This is a genomic window from Sphingobacterium sp. Lzh-3, assembly GCF_046764375.1.
GTDB lineage: Bacteria > Bacteroidota > Bacteroidia > Sphingobacteriales > Sphingobacteriaceae > Sphingobacterium.
Genome location: NZ_CP177226.1, coordinates 279,588 through 299,863 on the forward strand (window position 1 = coordinate 279,588; position 20,276 = coordinate 299,863).

General features: G+C 41.7%; 14 protein-coding genes. 8 read left to right on the forward strand and 6 right to left on the reverse strand.

Going from position 1 to position 20,276, the window contains the following annotated elements; genetic code table 11:
• Positions 1 to 9: 9 nt before the first annotated feature.
• Positions 10 to 870 carry a glucose-1-phosphate thymidylyltransferase RfbA gene (gene rfbA, locus ACLCDV_RS01175; protein ID WP_411972726.1) on the forward strand — a complete coding sequence of 287 codons (861 nt, stop codon included), beginning with the start codon at positions 10 to 12 and terminating at the stop codon, positions 868 to 870.
• Positions 871 to 956: 86 nt separating this feature from the next.
• Positions 957 to 1,769 (forward strand): glycosyltransferase, encoded by an 813-nt coding sequence (locus ACLCDV_RS01180; RefSeq protein WP_411972727.1) that lies wholly within the window; start codon positions 957 to 959, stop codon positions 1,767 to 1,769.
• Between the two features lie 6 nt (positions 1,770 to 1,775).
• Here ACLCDV_RS01180 and ACLCDV_RS01185 read toward each other — a convergent pair whose 3' ends face one another.
• Positions 1,776 to 3,710 carry an ATP-binding protein gene (locus tag ACLCDV_RS01185; protein ID WP_411972728.1) on the reverse strand — a complete coding sequence of 645 codons (1,935 nt, stop codon included), beginning with the start codon at positions 3,708 to 3,710 and terminating at the stop codon, positions 1,776 to 1,778.
• A gap of 120 nt (positions 3,711 to 3,830) precedes the next feature.
• Between ACLCDV_RS01185 and ACLCDV_RS01190 the strand changes: the two genes are divergently transcribed.
• Positions 3,831 to 4,865, forward strand: coding sequence for an acyltransferase family protein (locus tag ACLCDV_RS01190; protein WP_411972729.1), 1,035 nt, complete (start codon positions 3,831 to 3,833; stop codon positions 4,863 to 4,865).
• Positions 4,866 to 4,991: 126 nt separating this feature from the next.
• Here the strand turns inward: ACLCDV_RS01190 and ACLCDV_RS01195 are convergent, their stop codons facing one another.
• A complete protein-coding gene (locus tag ACLCDV_RS01195; protein WP_411972730.1) occupies positions 4,992 to 6,341 on the reverse strand; it encodes an amidohydrolase in 1,350 nt (449 codons plus the stop codon).
• A gap of 126 nt (positions 6,342 to 6,467) precedes the next feature.
• Positions 6,468 to 7,364 carry a helix-turn-helix domain-containing protein gene (locus ACLCDV_RS01200; protein ID WP_411972731.1) on the reverse strand — a complete coding sequence of 299 codons (897 nt, stop codon included), beginning with the start codon at positions 7,362 to 7,364 and terminating at the stop codon, positions 6,468 to 6,470.
• Between the two features lie 411 nt (positions 7,365 to 7,775).
• Between ACLCDV_RS01200 and ACLCDV_RS01205 the strand changes: the two genes are divergently transcribed.
• The 4 genes from ACLCDV_RS01205 (at position 7,776) to ACLCDV_RS01220 (ending at position 13,459) form a co-directional block, all read left to right on the forward strand.
• Positions 7,776 to 10,832: a beta-L-arabinofuranosidase domain-containing protein gene (locus ACLCDV_RS01205; RefSeq protein ID WP_411972732.1), complete on the forward strand. Its 3,057-nt coding sequence runs from the start codon at positions 7,776 to 7,778 to the stop codon at positions 10,830 to 10,832.
• A 137-nt stretch (positions 10,833 to 10,969) separates the two neighbouring features.
• Entirely contained in the window at positions 10,970 to 11,647 is a 678-nt protein-coding gene (locus ACLCDV_RS01210) for a response regulator transcription factor (RefSeq protein WP_411972733.1), read from the forward strand.
• Complete coding sequence (locus ACLCDV_RS01215) at positions 11,644 to 12,927, forward strand: sensor histidine kinase (RefSeq protein WP_411972734.1); 1,284 nt, start codon at positions 11,644 to 11,646, stop codon at positions 12,925 to 12,927. Before ACLCDV_RS01210 ends, ACLCDV_RS01215 begins: the two co-directional genes overlap by 4 nt.
• A gap of 82 nt (positions 12,928 to 13,009) precedes the next feature.
• A complete protein-coding gene (locus ACLCDV_RS01220) occupies positions 13,010 to 13,459 on the forward strand; it encodes a PepSY-like domain-containing protein (protein WP_411972735.1) in 450 nt (149 codons plus the stop codon).
• Positions 13,460 to 13,634: 175 nt separating this feature from the next.
• Here the strand turns inward: ACLCDV_RS01220 and ACLCDV_RS01225 are convergent, their stop codons facing one another.
• From ACLCDV_RS01225 to ACLCDV_RS01235, 3 genes are all read right to left on the reverse strand, one after another.
• On the reverse strand, positions 13,635 to 14,654 hold the full coding sequence (locus tag ACLCDV_RS01225) for a DUF4625 domain-containing protein (RefSeq protein ID WP_411972736.1): 1,020 nt from the start codon (positions 14,652 to 14,654) through the stop codon (positions 13,635 to 13,637).
• Positions 14,655 to 14,718: 64 nt separating this feature from the next.
• Positions 14,719 to 15,195 carry a DUF4625 domain-containing protein gene (locus tag ACLCDV_RS01230; protein ID WP_411972737.1) on the reverse strand — a complete coding sequence of 159 codons (477 nt, stop codon included), beginning with the start codon at positions 15,193 to 15,195 and terminating at the stop codon, positions 14,719 to 14,721.
• A 202-nt stretch (positions 15,196 to 15,397) separates the two neighbouring features.
• Positions 15,398 to 17,566 (reverse strand): TonB-dependent receptor, encoded by a 2,169-nt coding sequence (locus tag ACLCDV_RS01235; protein WP_411972738.1) that lies wholly within the window; start codon positions 17,564 to 17,566, stop codon positions 15,398 to 15,400.
• Positions 17,567 to 17,794: 228 nt separating this feature from the next.
• On the opposite strand from ACLCDV_RS01235, the gene ACLCDV_RS01240 reads away from it, so the two are divergent.
• The gene (locus tag ACLCDV_RS01240; protein WP_411972739.1) at positions 17,795 to 20,272 is read left to right on the forward strand and encodes a tetratricopeptide repeat protein; all 2,478 of its coding nucleotides are present in this window, start codon (positions 17,795 to 17,797) and stop codon (positions 20,270 to 20,272) included.
• Positions 20,273 to 20,276: the final 4 nt, after the last annotated feature.

The following is a 20,276-nucleotide window of genomic DNA, read 5'->3' on the forward strand; positions in this document are numbered from 1 at the left end:
AAGAGTGCTATGAAAGGAATTATTTTGGCTGGAGGCTCAGGAACACGATTGCACCCACTTACATTGGCTGTAAGCAAGCAGCTGATGCCTGTGTATGATAAGCCCATGATCTATTACCCCTTGTCAACATTGATGCTTGCTGGGATACGTGAGATTTTGATTATATCGACGCCGCAAGATCTTCCTAATTTTAAGAAATTACTAGGCGATGGTACATCACTAGGCTGTCGATTTGAGTATAAAGAGCAGCCTAGTCCGGATGGATTGGCGCAAGCGTTCTTATTGGGTGAGGAGTTTATTGGAAATGACAAGGTTGCTCTTATCTTAGGGGATAATATTTTCTATGGATCGGGGCTGTCAAAGCTTTTACAATCCTGCGCTGACCCAGACGGTGGGGTCGTTTTTGCATATCCTGTACAGGATCCGGAACGCTATGGTGTAGTTGAATTTGACGATTCAAAGCATGTTGTTTCAATTGAGGAAAAACCAAAAGTACCTAAATCCAACTATGCGGTGCCCGGTGTTTATTTTTATGATAATGATGTCGTCGCTATTGCTAAAAGTATAAAACCCTCTTCACGAGGAGAACTGGAAATTACGGATATCAATAAAGAATATTTGCGTCAGGGTAAATTGAAAGTGGGTGTTTTCGATAGAGGAACGGCCTGGTTAGATACAGGAACTGTTCAATCCTTGATGCAGGCTGCGCAATTTGTACAAGTGATAGAAGAACGGCAAGGGATGAAAATAGGTGCCATAGAAGAAGTAGCTTATCGCATGGGGTATATTGACCGGCAACAGTTATTGGATGTTGCGTCTCCACTCAGAAAATCCGGATATGGGGAATATTTAATACAATTAGTTAAATAGTTGTATTAAATTTGCAATTTTTATGGTCAATCTGGATAGTATAGTTCTTATTCAGGACTATGCCACAATTCATTATTATAATAAAAATGATAACTGCTTCAATAGTATTATTTAAACAAACATATGCTGAGATCGAATCTCTATTAAATGGATTAAACCAGTCGGGTATCAATAACCTTTTTATTGTTGATAATTCTCCCTTTAATACGATAGAAAAAGAAATTATAGGTAACCATCCGAATATTCAATATATTCATCAAGCCCATAATCCAGGTTTTGGTGCCGCGCATAATATAGCATTTAAAAAGGCTATGTCTATAGGGAGTCAATATCATTTTGTTGTTAACCCCGATGTGCTTTTGAAGGATAATGTCGTCTTTTCGCTGGTTGATTTTTTGAAAAATAATCCTGAAGTTGGGATGGTTATGCCTCAAATACTGAATACTGATGGAACGATTCAGTATTTGCCAAAATTTTTACCTAGTCCTATTTCCTTTTACAAAAGGATATTATACCGTAAATTTAAATTATTCAGTTCTTTTGTTGCAAAATATGAGCTTAGAAATGTTGCGCCAGACTTAACATATGATACCCCTGTTATTTCTGGGTGTTTTACTTTGTTTCGTGTTTCAGCACTGCAAGAAATAGGGCTTTATGACGATCGCTTTTTTATGTATCTGGAGGATTGGGATATCTCCAGAAGGATGAACGCAAAATATAGAACTGTTTATTACCCTAAGGCGGCTATTGTGCATGGGTATGCAGCTGGATCAAGTAAAAGTTATGGTCTATTTAAAGTGCATGTTCGCTCTATCCGTGCATATTTTGGAAAATGGGGCTGGTTTTTTGATAGTGAAAGGGCTCGCCTAAATGAACGGACAAGGAAACAATTCAAGTAGCATAAATCAGCTGTTTTTTGATATTTGAATATAGAATGTACTTCCAAATCCAATAGTACTTTCGACGGAAATTGTGCAGTTGATTCGCTTAGCAAACTCATGACACAATAGTAGTCCTATTCCAGCCCCTTTCTCATGGAAAGTGCCTTCAAAACTCTTTTGAAATCCCTTGTCCTGAAGTGCTGCGATAGTTTTTGCATCCATGCCCAAGCCCTCATCCCGAATAGAAATAATAATGTTTTCGGAATTCTCCTGCTGGGTAACCACAACGGATTTTCCGCTGAGACTAAATTTGATGGCGTTATTGAAAATATTGCGGATGATAAATTCAAAGCGTTTTAAATCTGTCTTGATGGCCAGTTCGGAAGGCATATTAATTACTATATTCAATTTCTTAAGGTGAATTCTGTCCGCAAACAATTGCTGACATTCTTCTACCACCTGTAACGGATATACCGTTTGGATTTCGAGTTTATCATCGGCCATCTGTTGCGAGGACCAGATCAAAAGATCATCTAACATCTTTGAAGCAACTTCTACTTGATAACCAATGTTGAGTAACATTTCTTTGATTTCATTGGCTGGCAGATCTACAATTTTTGCGACAGAAAGCAAGGTCTGGAAAGTCGCAATAGGACTGCGAAGATCGTGTGACACAACGGAAAATATACTGGATCGAAATCGATCTGCCTGGATGAGCTCTTCATGTTGATGCCTGATCTCGGCGGCCTGCAGATCGACTTTCCGTTTCTCTTCACGTAATAATCTATTCTTTCTGATCAGTAACAGTACCATAACGGCGATAATTAAAAGGACAAAAAAGGTGGCTAGCCAAATCAGTTTTATCCAATGGGCTTCTCGTTCTATATTCGCGTTTTTTAATAACAGATTTTTATTCTCAAGCTCCTTCTTTTCACTTTCATACTTCTCTCGGAGTTCTTCCCGAACCCGTACGCGTAGAACTTCAGCGTCTTCATGAAACTTGCGGTCCGAACTATCCTGATCGCTCAGTATTAACTGTGCATCCTGCTCTTTGATCGCTTTCGCTATTTTATCGAAATCTCCCTGAAGGTCCTCTGTTAAATTGGTGAAACCACTTTTGGCAATGATGCTCTTGATGAGGGTGACTTCTTGTTCGGCCAGATCAAACCGCTTTTCTTTGACGTAGATATTCGCCCGGTTGATTCGGGCATAACTTTCCCCAACAGGATCTTTTTTCTTGCTGGTGATATCGATTGCAAGATCTGTATAATACGTGCTCCATTCGAGCTTATCTGCCTTGAGATAGAGATAGCTTAATAAAATGTACGTATTGTAAAGATCGACTTCGGGGGCATTGGCTTTACAGAATTCCACGGTTTTTACCAAATAATCGATGGCATGCGCTACATCCTTCTTGTTCTCTCCATTCAAAGCGTTTTGGGCATATATATTGCCAATATTAGTCGATATGTTTGCTCGATTCCTTGTGTCGCGCAATTCCTTTGCTAGATCTAGTGCACGTTGGTAATATTTTAAGGCCTGATCGGGATCGTAACTCTTATTGAAAACATTTCCGATATTCAGAAAGGAGAGCATCATCCCTTTCTTGTCGTTCCGTTCTTCTCGTTTCTTGAGGACCTTGAAATGAGTCTTCACACTCTCATCGAAGTTATTTAGCTTCAGATAAATGACCCCTTGTAGATTTAATAAATCAATTTGCAAAGGTTCGAATTTTTTTTCACTGATGAGACTCAAGCCTTTGGAAACGATCTCCTGTGCTTCTTGGGGATTACTGCGGTAAATTTCTGAGGCGGTTTTATAATACGCCAATATTCGTGTAGAATCGCTGCTTGCCTCTGCTAGCTGCTTGTCTAACCTGTCCCATCCGCTATTTTGGCCATGTGCAGGATGAGTGAATAACAATATAAAAAAAAATAATAATATGGTTAAATGATGCATGGGTAGTTTTGTTTTCAATAAGCGTGGTAAAAATAAAAAAAAATGTTAACTAGGTGAACTTAATGAAGGTGAAGTAAATCTAGAAAAACAGGGAAGATAATTGAGTATATTTGCACTCAAATGTCTGAGTCCAAAAGAATCTATCAAATCGATCTGTTTCGCTTTATCGCAGCATCTGCCGTCGTATTATATCATTATTTGTATCGGGGCTATGCTGCAGGAAATATGTCCCTGTTACGTTTTGATGGAATTGGTGAATATGTTAAGTATGGTTATTTAGGCGTTGATCTATTTTTTATTATTAGTGGTTTTGTGATCGCATTTTCCATCAAACATCTTTCACTGCGTAAGTTCTGCTACTCCCGCTTCAAGCGTTTATACCTGATGTACTGGATTTGTTTGCTGTTGACTTTTATCGTTTCTTATTTTTGGGGCGCACCACGTTACCACGTTACATTTACACAACTTTTGGCCAATCTGACAATGGTGCAAAAATTATTGGGGCAGGGAGATATCGATGGTGCTTATTGGTCGCTCTATGTGGAGCTGAAGTTTTACCTGATCATAGCCTTGTTCTTGATTCTGAATCGATTTAAAAAAATAAGCTTGGATTACTTGGTTTATTTTTGGCTGCTGTTGTCGAGCCTACGTTTTCTTGTTGGGCCTTCGGAAATTTATGACGCAATCCATGAGTTCTTTTTACTCGATTGGAGTGCATACTTTATTGCTGGAATTATATTTTGTCAGATCTTTTTGCATGGAGCAAAAGTTCAGCATTTTGTGGCCTTACCTTGGTGTTTGTACATTTCCATTGACGGAGCGATAGGTCGAATTCATTGGCTGGAACGAACCTTCCACAGTGACTTTTCAGCTTATATTATTGGTGCGACCATCGTTGTGTTTTACCTGCTCATGTTACTGGTTTCCTGTAAAAAACTGCAGGCGATCAATTCGTCCGGATTCGTTAAAATCGGCATGTTAACCTATCCGCTGTATTTAATCCATCAACACATCGGCTTTATTATGTTTAATCACCTGTATCTGTATCTGAATAAATATCTGCTCCTTTCAGGTGTTATCATTCTTATGCTCGCCCTGGCTTATCTCCTGAGCGATCGGATTGAACCGCGGATCATGAAGTTGTTTAAATCATAAACAAAAGGTCCGAAGGTAATTATACCCCGAACCTTTCTGTTTTTCATAGGAGATGTTTTTTGCTTTGCCGGGTTGTTTTTAGCAAGTCAGCTAAATTCCAAAGTTGGATATTGTTTTGTCCACTTATTAGAAAACAAGATTTCCTTGATAGATAAGCGATTTTACCGGAGATATTCTAGAAATAGCCTCTGCTGAGCAACTTGCGTCAAGGAATGCAATATCTGCACTGTCTCCGACTTTTGGCCATTGCATATTGCCTTTGTCATCCAATGGAGTAGGGCCTGCGGTGGCAAGTTTGAGCATACGGGATAACGCATATTCAGTAGCCTGGCCGTATACCTGAGCTGCAAGATTGGCTTTTTGTAGCACGCTGCCTGTTCCGAAAGTATTCCAATGATCTACAATACTGTCATTTCCCGTCATGACTTTAACATTATTTTCCATGAGCGTCGGAATAGGCATAATCAGGCCTCCAAATGGGATCGTAGAAACGATGCCGATTTGTGCCGCACCCAATTTCTCGGCCATTTCTTGTTGTTTGGCTTTTTCCAGCCGACCAAGCACAAAACAATGGCTAATGTAGGTCTTGCCTTTGAGAACAGGGTTCTCGTTTACTTTATTGATTAAATATTCTACAGTTTTCAAACCGGATTCACCCGATTCATGTAAGTGAATGTCAATTCCTTTGTTGTTATCCAATGCCAGTTGAACCGTAAAATCCATTGTCTTTTCAATAGCACCATCGATGGAAAAAGGATCGACCCCACCGATAAAATCTATATTGGTTTTAGCCGCTTCCTTGAGATAGGGAACTGAGTCAGTATAGTAGACACCATGTTGCGGAAAAGCAACCAATTCAGCTCCGAAGCCACTTTTCTTGTTTTCTAATGCGACTTGAAGATGGTGTAAGGAGTCTAGTTTGGACGTCGGTTCAATATTGACATGACTACGTGCAAAAGCCGTTCCCTTGGATTGTAACAGTTCAATTAGTTTTTCTGCTTTATGGGTAGAGTTTTTGAGCAGTTCGGGCAAAATTTTCTGTTCAAGTGCAATCATACCCTTCACACCTCCGGGGCCACGTCTTACGGCCTGCCATTTGTCTCCATAGTAGGTTTTGTCTAAATGGATGTGCATATCCCGGAAAGAGGGAAGCATCAAAAGCCCTTTTGCATCGATTGCATCAGCACTGTTGCTGTTGGCACTGATATTTTTGATTTTCCCGTTTGCTATCTGAATGGAAAAAAGACCGGTCTTTGTTGCGGTTACATTTCCATCACCATCGTACTCAAATCCGGTTTCCAACAACACGTTTTTCAACGTATAACTTTTTTTACCTTGGTAGCCGCTCAAAAGTCCTTGATGAACCGCATGATGTTGATTTTCTGCAAATAGCATTCCCGGGATAAATGTTGCACCCGCAAGAGCCAGAGCAGAGTTTCTGATAAATTCCTTGCGGGAAAGGGCCGTTGATTTCATTTGATTTCCTATTATGTTATTTTGTGACCGGAATAATAAGCATACCAGTCTTTTACAAAGTTACATAGCGGGTATACAATTATTGCTGGGAGATTTCTGCCATTCTTTGTGTGATTTATCTTTTTTTCAAGTTGCTTTCAAGGGACTTGGAGTTATTCCCACATGAATGTTTTCTCTAAAGTCACTTGGACTTGCCCCCGTTTGCTGTTTAAAAAAGTTTGAAAAATAAGCTTGATCTGCAAAACCCAACTCAAAGGCAATTTCTTTGATGGATCGCTCGGTGCTTTGCAAAAGACGTTTGGCTTCAATGCTGATCCGTTGGTGAATAAGTTGTGTGGCTGATATTTTCAGATGTTTTTTGCACAGTATATTCAGGTAATTGGGCGAAATATGGAGCTTTTCGGCATAGAAGGCGACCAGCTTTTGCTCCCTAAAAAATTCGTCAATGAGCATATTGAACTTGGCAAGTCGTGGAACAGACTGATAGACTTTGAATTCGGTGAAGGCAGACTCGGCCTCTCGACTTACAATCGCTGCAATGACTCCCGCTCGGGCAGTTATCAATGGAATAAGTGAATTTTCTCTTTTTAACTCCTGCTTGACAGACTCAAATTCATAATGCAATTGTGCAAAAGCATCTGCGGTCAGATCAATGACGGGATGGTTTTGGTAATTGGTGAATGAAAAGCGAAAGAAAGGGGCGAAGTGCTCAAAAAAAGATCGTTCAATCATGAGTTGATAGCCGATAGTACCCGCATAGACATGCCATTTGTGCATTTGCCCCGGAAAGAGCACATGAACCTGATGGTCTTTGATGATATGGTCAATCGAATCGATCGTATGGACGCCGGATGCTTTATCGAACAGATTTATGATAAAGAAGTCATGTTTATGCGGTTTGTCGATGAGCCGCTCGCCATGCAGTTCATTAAATAGGAGTTCGTCGCGCCCTGCAGTCTGTTCCTTGCGGAAACCATCCAGACTGATCACTGGTGCCCAAATTTTTGAATTTCGTTTATCCATAGTAGATCATATCGAATCTAAAATACAAAATACCGCGGAGTAATCGGTCATAGCGAGCTGAGTTTGCGCATGTTTCTATCTTCGTAGCATATTGGCGTTTTTCTTGTCCTGGCGGGCGGCAGGAGTTGTGGGGCTATGGACGACAGTATACGCGATACACCTTAGTTAAAATCTGGAGAATATCGGCTAAAATAAACCTATGTATAATGATGTAGAGTCATTAATTTTATAAATGTCAAATAGACAGCAATACAGAAAGTGTTCTTCCACTTTGAAGCTTATTAATAGGCATTGCTTCTCTTTTTGTTCGTCATCTGTTGAAGACAATCAAGGAAAAGGATACGGTAAGCTTTCAGCTGGCTAGAAGGTGATCTTTAAACAATAAATCATTAGCGAATAAAAGATAGCGATATGAAAAGATATACGATATATTTTGCAGCAATTCTTACGATTTTTATCAAAACGACAGCTGTAGCTGTGGCACAGGGTGGGGATCAGATCCTGGATGGTATTGGAGAGACAGGCATGGTGGCCCGTTACGTCTTTGATGGGGATTTTAAGGATTGGTCGCGCAATGGACTACATGGTAAATTCCAGGGCACAAAAGCTTCATTTGTATCAGATACGCAATTTACAAAGGTGCTTTCTCTCGCTGGAGGAAAGGACGATTTTGTCGTACTTCCAGCGCAAGTACTCGCGGATCTCGAGTCGATTAGTATAACAGGCTGGATGTACTTACGTGCAGCGCAGTCTGGCCAGTATTTATTCGATTTTGGACAAGATATCACCAGGCATTTTGCAGGGACACCAACAGGTACAGCGCTACAAAATGGCTATATGGGGATAATCGCCCAAAAGAAGGCCGAAGTAAAAAATGCGGTCTCTTCGGCAGTGCCTTTAAACAAATGGGTGCACTTGGCCATTGTAGTTGATATTGCTACAGGGGCTATGCAAACATATTTAGATGGTATGCCCGCTGGAGAAGTTAAAGACATCCCACAAGAGTTGACCGAGGTTTTTGGACCGACAGGTAGTAAGAGGACACTATACATCGGAAAATCCCTGTTGGGTGGAAATGTAAGTTTAAATGCACTGTTGCATGATTTTCGCATTTATCGTGTGCCACTGAATCGAAACCAGATCGGCATGGTGTACAGAAATGCGCTGAAAGGTGTGCGTGAAGATGTTGCTTCTAAAGGTAAGGCTGAGGATGACCTACCGCGATTTCCAATGAATAAAGCGGAGCTTTATAATGCGTTTTTAACCGGAGTTGCAGATGTCACCGTAGAAACAGCGGTAGGCGAGCTGCCACGATTGCCGAGTTATGTCGTCGGTACATATAAAGACGGTATGGTGGGACCAAAAGTGCGTGTGTTGTGGCCTGCACCAACCGACAATATTGCCGTCGCGCAGCAAACAGCTTACACCGTCACGGGGCGCGTTCCCGGGACTGATCTGAAACCCAAAGCCATCATTACAGTCAAAGGGAAGGTAAAGTCCAAGATGCCTAGCTTAAAATTGGACGCATTTCACTTGGATCAGGTTTCCCTTAATACGGATGTCAAGCAGCATCAAACAAAGTTTATCGAAAATCGCAATAAATTCATTGATACATTGGCAAAATCGGATCCCAATTCATTCCTCTATATGTTTCGTCACGCATTTGGGCAAAAGCAACCGACCGGTGCGCAGCCCTTGGAAGTATGGGACAGTCAGGATATCAAACTGCGTGGCCACGCTACAGGACATTACCTGACTGCAATTGCACAAGCTTATGCGAGTACAGGGTACGATAAGGTGCTCCAGTCAAAATTTTTGGGCAAGATGGACACCATGGTCAACGTGCTTTATGCCTTGTCAAAGTTGTCGGGTACACCGAGACAAGCGGGACAGGCTTCTATTGCGGATCCTGCTGCGGTGCCTTATGGTCCCGGTAAATCAGCTTATGATTCTGACCTGAGTGACGAAGGAATCCGTACAGATTATTGGAACTGGGGACTTGGCTTTATCAGTGCCTATCCCCCGGATCAGTTTATTATGCTTGAACATGGCGCAAAATATGGCGGGCAGAAGAATCAGGTTTGGGCACCTTATTATACCCTGCATAAAATCCTGGCCGGCCTGATGGATGTTTATGAGGTAAGTGGAAATAAAAAAGCATTGGAGATCGCACAGGGAATGGGCACTTGGGTGTATACACGCTTAAATAAAGTCCCGACAGAGATATTAATCAAAATGTGGAATACGTATATCGCAGGTGAATTTGGCGGAATGAATGAAGTGATGGCAAGGTTATATCGTATAACGGGTGAAGAGAATTACTTAAAAACCGCCCGCTTATTTGACAATATTGATATGTTCTACGGCAATGCCGCGCACACACATGGACTGGCCAAAAATGTAGATACTTTTAGGGGATTACATGCCAATCAGCATATTCCTCAAATTGTGGGCAGTATGGAGTTATACCGGGTGTCCAATGAGCCCCAATATTATAAAATTGCGGACAACTTTTGGTATAAGGCCACCAACGATTATATGTATAGTATCGGTGGTGTGGCTGGTGCCAGAAATCCCGCCAATGCCGAATGTTTTATTAGCCAGCCGGCGACATTATATGAAAATGGATTTTCTGCAGGTGGGCAGAACGAAACCTGTGCAACCTACAACATGCTGAAATTGACAAGCGACTTGTTTATGTTCGATCAGCGCGCAGAGTTGATGGATTATTATGAACGTGGATTATACAATCATATCTTAGCTTCTGTTGCAGAAAATAGTCCAGCAAATACATATCATGTGCCTTTACGCGCGGGATCTATTAAGCAGTTTGGAAATGCCGATATGAAAGGCTTTACCTGCTGTAATGGTACGGCTATTGAGAGCAGTACTAAATTGCAGAATACAATCTATTTTAAAAGTAAGGATGACCAGGCACTGTATGTCAATCTGTATATTCCTTCTACCTTACACTGGACGGAACGCGGAATCAGCGTCGAGCAACAAACCAGTTTTCCGAAAGCGGATCAAACAGCGCTGACTATACGGGGGAATGGCAAATTTGAACTTCATGTGCGGGTGCCAAGCTGGGCAACAAAGGGATTTTTTGTTGCAATAAATGGAGTCGATCAAAAAATTAAGGCTGAGCCGGGAACTTACCTGACCTTAAACCGCACCTGGAAAGATGGGGATGTGATCAACCTTAAAATGCCGTTTCAGTTTCATCTGGACCCGGTTATGGATCAGCCCAATATTGCAAGTCTGTTTTATGGACCAATCTTATTGGCAGCCCAGGAACCTGCCGCAAGAAAAGATTGGCGTAAAGTAACTTTGGATGCAAAGGATATTGCTAAGTCGATTAAAGGAAATCCAGAAACATTGGAATTTTACATTGATGATGTGCTTTATAAACCATTTTATGATACCTACGGACGTCATTCGGTTTACCTGGATGTCAGCTTAAAATAGGAGGCTAGCAGTGTATTCCTAAATCTTTCCCAAATTCAAGGTACCTTTGTCATAAACAATTGTGTATGTAACTTGTCATTTAGCATGGACAGATTACTATTGTTTACACGGGTTTTCCTCTAAATAGAATTAAGAAGATGAAAATATTGGTTATTGAAGACGAAGCGGATTTAAGGGAAATTGTGAAGGCATCTTTACTTAAGGAAGAATATACGGTAGAAACTGCCGCTGATTACGAATCAGCCCTTAAGAAAGTCGCTGTTTATGATTACGATTGTATCCTGCTTGACATCATGCTGCCTGGAGGCAATGGTTTGCAGATTCTCGATCAGCTCAAAAATGAGGGTAAGTCCGATAATGTGATCATTATCTCCGCAAAGGATTCTTTGGACGATAAGCTAAAGGGACTCGAACTTGGAGCCGATGACTATTTGACAAAACCCTTTCATATTGCTGAGCTGAATGCACGGATTAAAGCCGTGTTACGAAGAAAACAACGGGAAGGTAAGAATACATTGGAAATGGGAAACATCGTGCTGGATCTCAATGAACGCTGCTTATTTATTGCACAGGAGCCTGTGCCGTTAAATCGGAAAGAGTTCGATATGCTCAACTACTTCTTATTGAACAAAAATAGACTGGTCAGCAAAAGTGCGCTGGCAGAACATGTCTGGGGCGATAATACGGACCAGGCGGATAATCTTGATTTCATCTATTCACAGATAAAAAACTTGCGCAAAAAATTCTTGGCTAGTCATGCTGATGTGGATTTTGAAGCGGTATATGGAATCGGTTATAAACTTGTCGAAAAATGAGATTAGCCAACCAAACACTAAAGTATCTTTCTATCTCCGTGTTGGTGGTCATCGCTCTCTGGTCAACAGTGTTCTATCTATTTATGCTGGAGGTGATCCACGATAATATCGACGAAGAACTCGAAAACCAAAAGCGGCTCATTATCCAGGAACTTTCCAGCAATCCCACCGTAGCTCCAGATTTAGAGTTTGGGATAAATAATTATAAGGTACGCCAGATTTCCGAAGAACAAGCCCTTAAGATGCAAAACGTTTATAAGGACACCATGTTGTATATGCAGGACGATGATGATCCGGAGCCGGAACTGGAACCAGTCCGAATGTTGACGACAGCATTTGAACATCAAGGACATTATTATGAACTTTCGATCATCAATTCTATGATTGAAGAGAGCGATCTAATCAAAAATCTCTTTTATTCTGTTGTTATTTTATTTGTTTTGTTGGTCATCAGTATCGTATCCATCAATAAAGTCGTAATAGAACGTTTATGGGGACCATTATATACGTTCTTGGATCAGTTGACACGGTTTCGTTTAGGCAAAACCAAGGAGAAGCCCACGATGGATACGCAGATCCAGGAATTTAAAGACCTACAGCTTGCTGTGGCGACCTTAATTCGCCATAACGAGGAAAGCTATGAACAGCAAAAACAGTTTATTGGCAATGCTTCGCATGAATTACAGACACCGTTGGCCATTATGATCAACAAATTGGAAATCATGGCGGAAACAGAGGGGTTGAACCAGAAACAGTCTGAGACTGTCGCAGCAGTATTAGCAACTGCCGAGCGGCTTGTGCGCCTCAATAAATCCTTGTTGCTGTTGAGTAAAATTGAGAATAAACAATTTTTGCACAATGAGGATCTTTCGTTCAATACGCTTGTACTAAATATTGTGGCGGAGTTTGAGGCTATTGCTGAATTTAAACAGGTAAAAATCAATGTTGTACAAGAAGATCAGCTGACTGTACAAATGGGTGGTGCTTTGGCAAATATAGTGGTGTCAAATCTCCTACGAAATGCTTTGTTCCACAATAGATTAGGCGGGGAGGTGAATATCCATATAACGAACAAAAGGCTTACCGTGTCCAATACGAGTACACATGCAGCGTTGGATGCTAACCTGGTATTCTCCCGTTTTTATAAATCAGATGCAGCATCCAAAGGTACTGGCTTGGGGCTGGCCATTGTGCAGGCCATCTGTCACCTCTATGGTTTTGCAATCGTCTACCATTATGAAAACAATCAGCATAGCTTTCAGCTCAATATTATCCCTTAGAAAATATTCCGGGAGCAGGCATGTGTTCCCAAATCTTTACAGATTCGCTTTTTTACTTTGTAGTACACTAAAAAATAGAATCATGAACTGTAAATTAATCTGGAGTGCTTTCGTACTTGCACTGACAACAGCAGGATCTATTGCTCAGGATATACCACAAAGTCAAGTTCCCGCTGTCGTGGTGAATAGTTTCCAGCAGAAATTTCCAAAGGCCAAAAAAGTAGATTGGGAATTGAAGGGGAATGTTTATGAAGCTGAGTTTGAAACGGGCTTATTTGGCATTGACCAGGAAGCTTGGTTTCAACATAACGGAAAACTTTTGCGCTATAAGACTGACATCAACAAAAGAGAACTACCGAAGAGTGTGCTGGACCGGGTGAAAAGAGATTTTCCGGGATATCGCATTGAAGACGCAAAAAAGATTACCGCCGAGCAGAAAGTAAGTTATGCGTTTGAAGTGAAAAGTCGAAAAGAGGAGTGGAAGCTAGTACTCGATCCACAGGGAAATGTTCTCCAAAAAGTGAGGGATTAAGCTGAAATTTTTGTATAAAAAATAAAAATCTTATGGTTTCATTCCTGTTGGAATCTGTGAAATCATAAGGTTTTTTCTGATGAACAAACACTTTTAAGAAAAACCACCCTTTTCAGGATAGTCCCGAATTTAAGGTGATTTTTCTATATTAAAATAGGCTTTTCCTATGTCGGAGCTAGTCTTCTCCTTCTTCTGCGTGGAGTTCAAAAGATAACTTTATGAGGTCTTGACCAGCAAACTTAGTGGCATAATCCGATAGGTTCCAGTCAGTACGGGTAACTTTTGCCTTTGTGCTGGCATCGTTAAATTTGCGAAGTACAAAGAATACATTTTTCTCACCTTCATTATCTTTTCCTGCTGTAAAATAAGTGATAATCCCTGTCGTCTCCGTTGCTCCGTTGACTGCAGAGCCATCACCATAGGTCGTTTCTTTCGTTTGAAAGATCGCACCATTTCCTGTACTGCTATTCGGATTTAAAACGAAAGAACCACCCGTAAGGAATGCTTTGTAATAATCTGCTGTTGCTTTATTGCTGATGTATTGGCCCTGGATTTCTTTTGAAGAAGCATCAAATTGTTTGAATTCAATTTTATAGATACCTGACGGATTGAGGTGGGCATGTCCTCCGGCCAATGCTGTTCCCTTGTCGTCAAAGCTGATCGTAATTGGTTCTACCTTTTCTTTGTCGGCAAGATCATGGAAATGGTCTCCATGTGCTTCGCCGGCTACTTCCGTAAATACGAGCTTATAAGCAACTTTGGCCTCTGAACCCTGTATGGTTAATGGAGATTCTACAGCGGTTGTATTTCCGGCTTTGTCGGTTACCGTAAAATGAAAATGATATGCCCCGGCGGGAGCATCAGCAGGGACATCGATGTGTTCGTGAAATGTCGCATTTTTCACGCCAATGTATTTCCCATCCGTATAGGCTTTTGTAAACTTATACTGACCGCCACCTTCTTGATGAACCTCAATTTCGATTTTAGCAATCAGTGCTTCGGCAACAATATCACCTTCAAGATGAAGATCTGATCCCGCTTGGACGGTTTTGTTATTGCCACTGCCGATTTCAAGTGTGCCTATCTGGGGCTTTGCAAGTGCTGGAATTTCCTCGTTATCTTTCTTACAGGACGATAGGAAGCCCAAAAGAATTGTACTTAACAGGAAGAAGAAGCGAATGTTTCTAGTTTTCATGTAAAATGGATTTAATTAAATTGAGTTGATAAATATGTATGTGAGTTGACAAATATGTATGGTATTACTCGAGTATACGGATGCTGATTCCCTTCTGGCTGCTCCATCCCGCCAGGTCGGTCACCTGAATCATAAAATGATAATTACCCGCATCGATATCTGCTGGTACATCGATTTTTAATTCGGCATCATATTGCTGTGGCTGCCCCATAATATTGACTGTCTTGACCAAAGTGAAGGGCTTGATGGGCGTTTTGATCGCCTCAACCGTGCATTCGCCGATTTCAGTGCTATGCGAATGATGATCAAAATTATGGTGTACGTCAATGCTATAGCTCCCGAGCGCGACGTTATCAGATAGCTTACTGCGGAAAGTAAAGCTTGTGCCTCGTTTAATTGTGCTGCATTGTTTTGGGAATGCCGTTTCCGAATCGATGGCGATGGTCGGTTTTTCGGTATCAATGCTTTCCTTATCTTTTTTACAGGCAACAGCTATGGCAAGTAACACTGTAATAAGTGTGTATTTTTGAAGTGTTTTCATATATAAATTTTATTCGTTCTTGTATGTGTTAAGCGCTATTTATATGGTCGCTTTGCTCGATTATTCATTCGCTTCGCTGTTGTACTCGGTTTGCTGTGCTCATCGCATACTGCTCAACGGGTGTTTATTGGAAGCAAAGGCTTATTTAAAGCTGTGATCTTTAATTGAATCTTATTTTATTCTTCATTCGTTGTAATTCATGTTATGATCGGGAGAGTTTTCCAAAAGGAACTCCAATGGATAGCATAAAATTCCTTCCCTGTTCAGGCATTGATATCAGCCGATAAAAGCTGGTATGATCCATATAGTTCTTATCAAAGAGATTTTGTACCTGCAAGCGTAATTGGAGGACAGATCCCGAAAACCGAAGTTGTGTTCCTGCTCGGAAGTTGAAGACCTGATAAGCTGCTGTGGACTCTTCTGGTGGAACAACATGATTTTGCGCTGCCGTCCATTTGCAATCGACGGAAAGATAGGTCTCTTTAAAATGTGTGCTATTTTTTGCTGTCCAGCTAATGTCTATCAAAGCTGAAGGTGCTGGAGAGAATGGAAGTGTATATCCTTTCTTTGCACCCGATAGTTGTTCCGATCGAACATATTCACCCAATAATTCTACTTTCCATTGTTTCAGAGGCTGATAGCTGAGCTTCAATTCTGCTCCATAACGACGAACACGGCTTTCCATATATTCAAAGATTTGATTTCCGGCACCATAATATTGATCGTAGCTTGACGTGGGATTGAGATAGATATAATTGGAAAAGTAATTAAAGAATGGCGTAAAGGCAACAAAGACGTTTCTGGGACTCCAGGTTAAGGATAAATCCAGCTGGTAGGACTGCTCGGGCGATAATGATCCGTTGCCTTTTTCATAACTGAAGTAATGATAGTTGACTCCATTGGCGGCAAGTTCCTGTGCGATGGGGGCTCTGAAACTTTTTCCTATATTAATTTTTGTTTCCAGATCTCCGAATTGATGTGCCGCTCCTATAGACCAAACCAGGCTATTGAAACGGCGACTTAGCGCTGTAGCCCGGACTATTCTGCCCGACTGATTATCTTCCAGCTGTGATTCGAACCAATCCTGATAGGGTAACGTCTTAATATGGCTGTAATCGTAACGCAATGCCCCATATAGCATGGTTTCGTCCGCGAGCCTGTATTGATCGTAAACGAATAGGCCCATTGCCTTTTGGCTAAAAGTGGGGATGAGAAAGCTCCAACCATCAATCCGGTTATCCTGATACTCTCCATTTGCACCAATGGTAAGTTGATGGGTGGCCAACTCAAATTGGTCTTTTACAGTGATACTATAGACCTGTTTGTCATATAACCTTTCCAAATTGATTGGGATAGTCATATCTTTTGGATAAACAGGTGGCATATAACCATGCGCGGTGTAATTGTTATATTCTTGCCGGTAATTTTTCTGATAGCCAAGGTCTATCCAAAGCTTATGCTTATTCAGATCGATAAAGTTGCGGTTAATAAGCTTCAGGTGATTGACCCTCTGGCTCGGAAAACCAATGTCACGACTGGATTTGTCATAAAGCGCTGTATCTACGCCCCTTGGTTCCAAGCCGTGCGCATTGGCAAAAAAGCCAAACTTTGTATGATAATTACTCAGGTAGAAAATTGAAGAAAAACGTTCCGATGAATATCCACCGCGTAGTTGAAAATGTGTCTCTCGTCCCGCAGTGTTGCGAACATGCCGATCTTTCAGACGTACCGCATAATTGTAGACATAGACTGTATCTGTGGGGACACGGTAATCGCCATATTCCAGATGCGTGAATCCGCCTCCAAATACCCAATTCCCTTTTCGGCCCTGTGCTTGTAGCGATCCGCCAAAAGTAGCGTTGTTTGACTTTGTCAATAGGTTAAACTGCCCTTTAAAACCTGTCTCCTGTAGTTCCGCTGGCGGTGATAGCCGAATGACACCGCCAATGGCATCTGAGCCATACAGAAATGAACTGGCTCCCTTTAATACCTCGGCACTCCCCACACTGTATTGATCGATTTCTAATCCATGATCCAACCCCCATTGTTGGCCTTCATGTTTAATGCCATTTTCTACCGTGGCCACACGATTAAATCCGAGTCCTCTAATCTGCGGTTTAGATTGATTCGCACCTATACCTATGGCACTGACACCAGGCAGTCGGCTTAATGTCTGCATTAAACTTCCCGCTTGGTATTTTTGTATAGAGTCGGCAGTCAATAAGTGGATCGATAATGCGCCTTCTGCTGCCCGGTGATAACGTCGCCCGCCAACTTTTACTTCTTCAAGCTCGATACTCTTCTCCTGTCCATAACACGGGAAAAATAGCTGTTGTGCTGTGATAAGTGAAATAATAATATACCTATTCATCTATGTGGATTCGATTCGCAAACATTAATTCGTGCCATACGTATATAGCCCAATGAATATGTATTGCAATTAAGTTGCAACAAATATAGGGAAAAAGATTTTAAAAGCAATATAGTTGCATTATAATAAACAGAATTGACTGTACGATACAGTGGCAAAGTTTTTGTTGCTTTTTGGCGCCTAGAGAGTATAAAAAGCATGTTTTACAAGTAGTACATACGATGATATATGAAGTTAAGTGAAGAATATTCTATTAAAGTTGCCGCATTGCAATCGGCTGAACATCAATTGACAGTTGACCTTTCGAAACGCATTACGCCCGATATATGGCTTGATGTCCTGATTTATTTTGAGCACAACTTGGAGCAGTCCAGTGCAGCTGCACTTTATGATGCATTATTTGAAAAAGGAACTGATTTTGCCGCAAACGTATATCTGAACGAAGAGGATTATACCTTTTTTATTGATAAAATACGGACAATATTAGCGCGCTATGCTGCGATCAATTCTCATGCATGGGTGGAGCTTGGCTTACAGCATATTTTATGTCGCCGACATGTGGTAGAGAAGGAAAAGGCGTCCCTTTATTTGAAGAGAGGCATCGATGCTGGGGTTGAATGGGCAAGACCTCTTTATTTATACTACAATTATTTAGGTTTGCTGGCCGATATCGACCGCGATAACGCCAAGGCCGAACTGGATGCACTTGCTTTGGGCGGAGATCTTTGGGGAATCGCATATGCTGCCCATATCGATGTCTGGACCGATAAATATGAAGAAGTCTTTGACCGTATTCAGCTGCTCAAGCAATCTCCGGAAAGGAAAATACTGCGCCATTATTATGAGGCGCTCCAATTTTACTATGCGCGTAAAGAGGACAAGGGCAAACGTCTGCAAACCCTCGAAGAGGGTATCACGATGGCTGAATCTCGTTATTGCAGATTTGTGCTGAATGAAATAAAACGTTCGGAGGCGGCTTCCATTGGTGAACAGGAACTTCTTATACCGGAATATCGAGAACTGTTTGAATACGGAATGATGGACGCCGCGGTGCAAATTGCACTTATCAAACTTCAGGCACTTGGCAACAACAATCAGGAAAAACAGGATTTCGAAGAGCCGCTGTGGTATCTTCAGAAAGCATACGACTATAATAATAATTATGCGGGTTATCGTCTCGCCTGTCTGTATCTCTATCAGGAGGCTGTGCAGGACATCGACAAGGGACTATCTTTATTGCGCCTGCTGGACGAGAAAGACGGGTATGTGGAAGCTCAGGTTGAACTTGCTGAAATTCTCCTCGAGGGTAGATTCCTCCCAAGGGATGAAAAATCAGCCTTTCTGCGTTTCAGTGCAATGGCGGAAAAGAACATTGCTTACGCCAAGTTGCGCATGGGTAATATGGTCGAATCTGGTTATGATGGAGTTGCTCCGGATTACAAAACCGCCTTTGCTTACTATCAGGATGCAGCGACGGATAAATTGCCTCAAGCTTTATATCAGGTTGGTAGGTACCTAAAATATGGTATCCATGGAGAGGAACCAGATTTGGCCGCTGCATTGCCTTATTTTGAAGAAGCGGCAGGATATAATAACGCTACAGCCCTAACGGAAATGGGTTTAGCGGCTGAATTAAAGTCCGAACCGGATTATAAATTGGCCTTTGATTATTTCTCGCGTGCGGCAGATCTTGGTTATCCATATGCCTATTATTTAAAAGGTATTTATTTGGAAAATGATTATCACCAGTCTGGAGCTCCCCAACCGAAAGCAGCTTTTACCGCGTTTGAAATTGGAGCCGGTATGCAGGAGCTAAATAGTATATATGAACTGGCGCGATGTTACCGAGGGGGCATAGGTACGGAGATAAACCTGGACCGGATGATTGCTTTATACCAACAGGCTGCTGAACGAAATCATGTACAGGCGTTGACAGATCTGGGTCTCTGTTATGAATATGGTTATGGATTGAACCAAGATACATTTAAAGCACAGGAAAATATTAAGAAAGCTGCTGATCTGGGGTTCCCTTACGCAACTTATGTATTGGGACGATACTATTTGACCGGATTGGTGCAAAAGGATGCAGCTCATGGTCTTCAGCTTTTGGAAGAGGCCGCACAAAAAAATGTAGCTGAGGCGCTTTTGCTGCTTGGCGACTACTTTTTCTTCGACTATGATCAGTTGGAAGAATACGACAAAGGCTTTGATTACTACACGCGTGCCGAAAAACTTGGCTATCTGACGGAGGGAATTGGCATGTGTTATGAGTTTGGTGTCGGAGTAGAGGTGCATCCAGCGAAAGCTTTTGGATATTATAAACAAGCTGCAGAGCGAGGAAATCAGCAGGCGAGCTACCGATTAGCCCGTTGTTATTATTTTGGAATAGGTACCGAGATCGATAAAGCAGCTTCCTTTGGGTATTTTATGGAAGTAGCGCAGCAAGGGAATGTGTATGCTTCTTACTTTGTTGCGGTGCAACTGCTGGAAGGAGATGGCATACCAATGGATCTTCGCGACGGTGTAGAATGGCTTATGAAGGCCGCCGAAGCCGATCATGCTGATGCACAATATAAACTGGCCAACTGTTATCTTATGGGGGATGGGGTAGAAGAAAATGAAGATCTTGCCCTGGAGTGGTTTGAACGGGCGGCAGACAATGGACATGAAGATGCTATTCGATTGACAAAGAAAACGAGAAAGTAAGAAA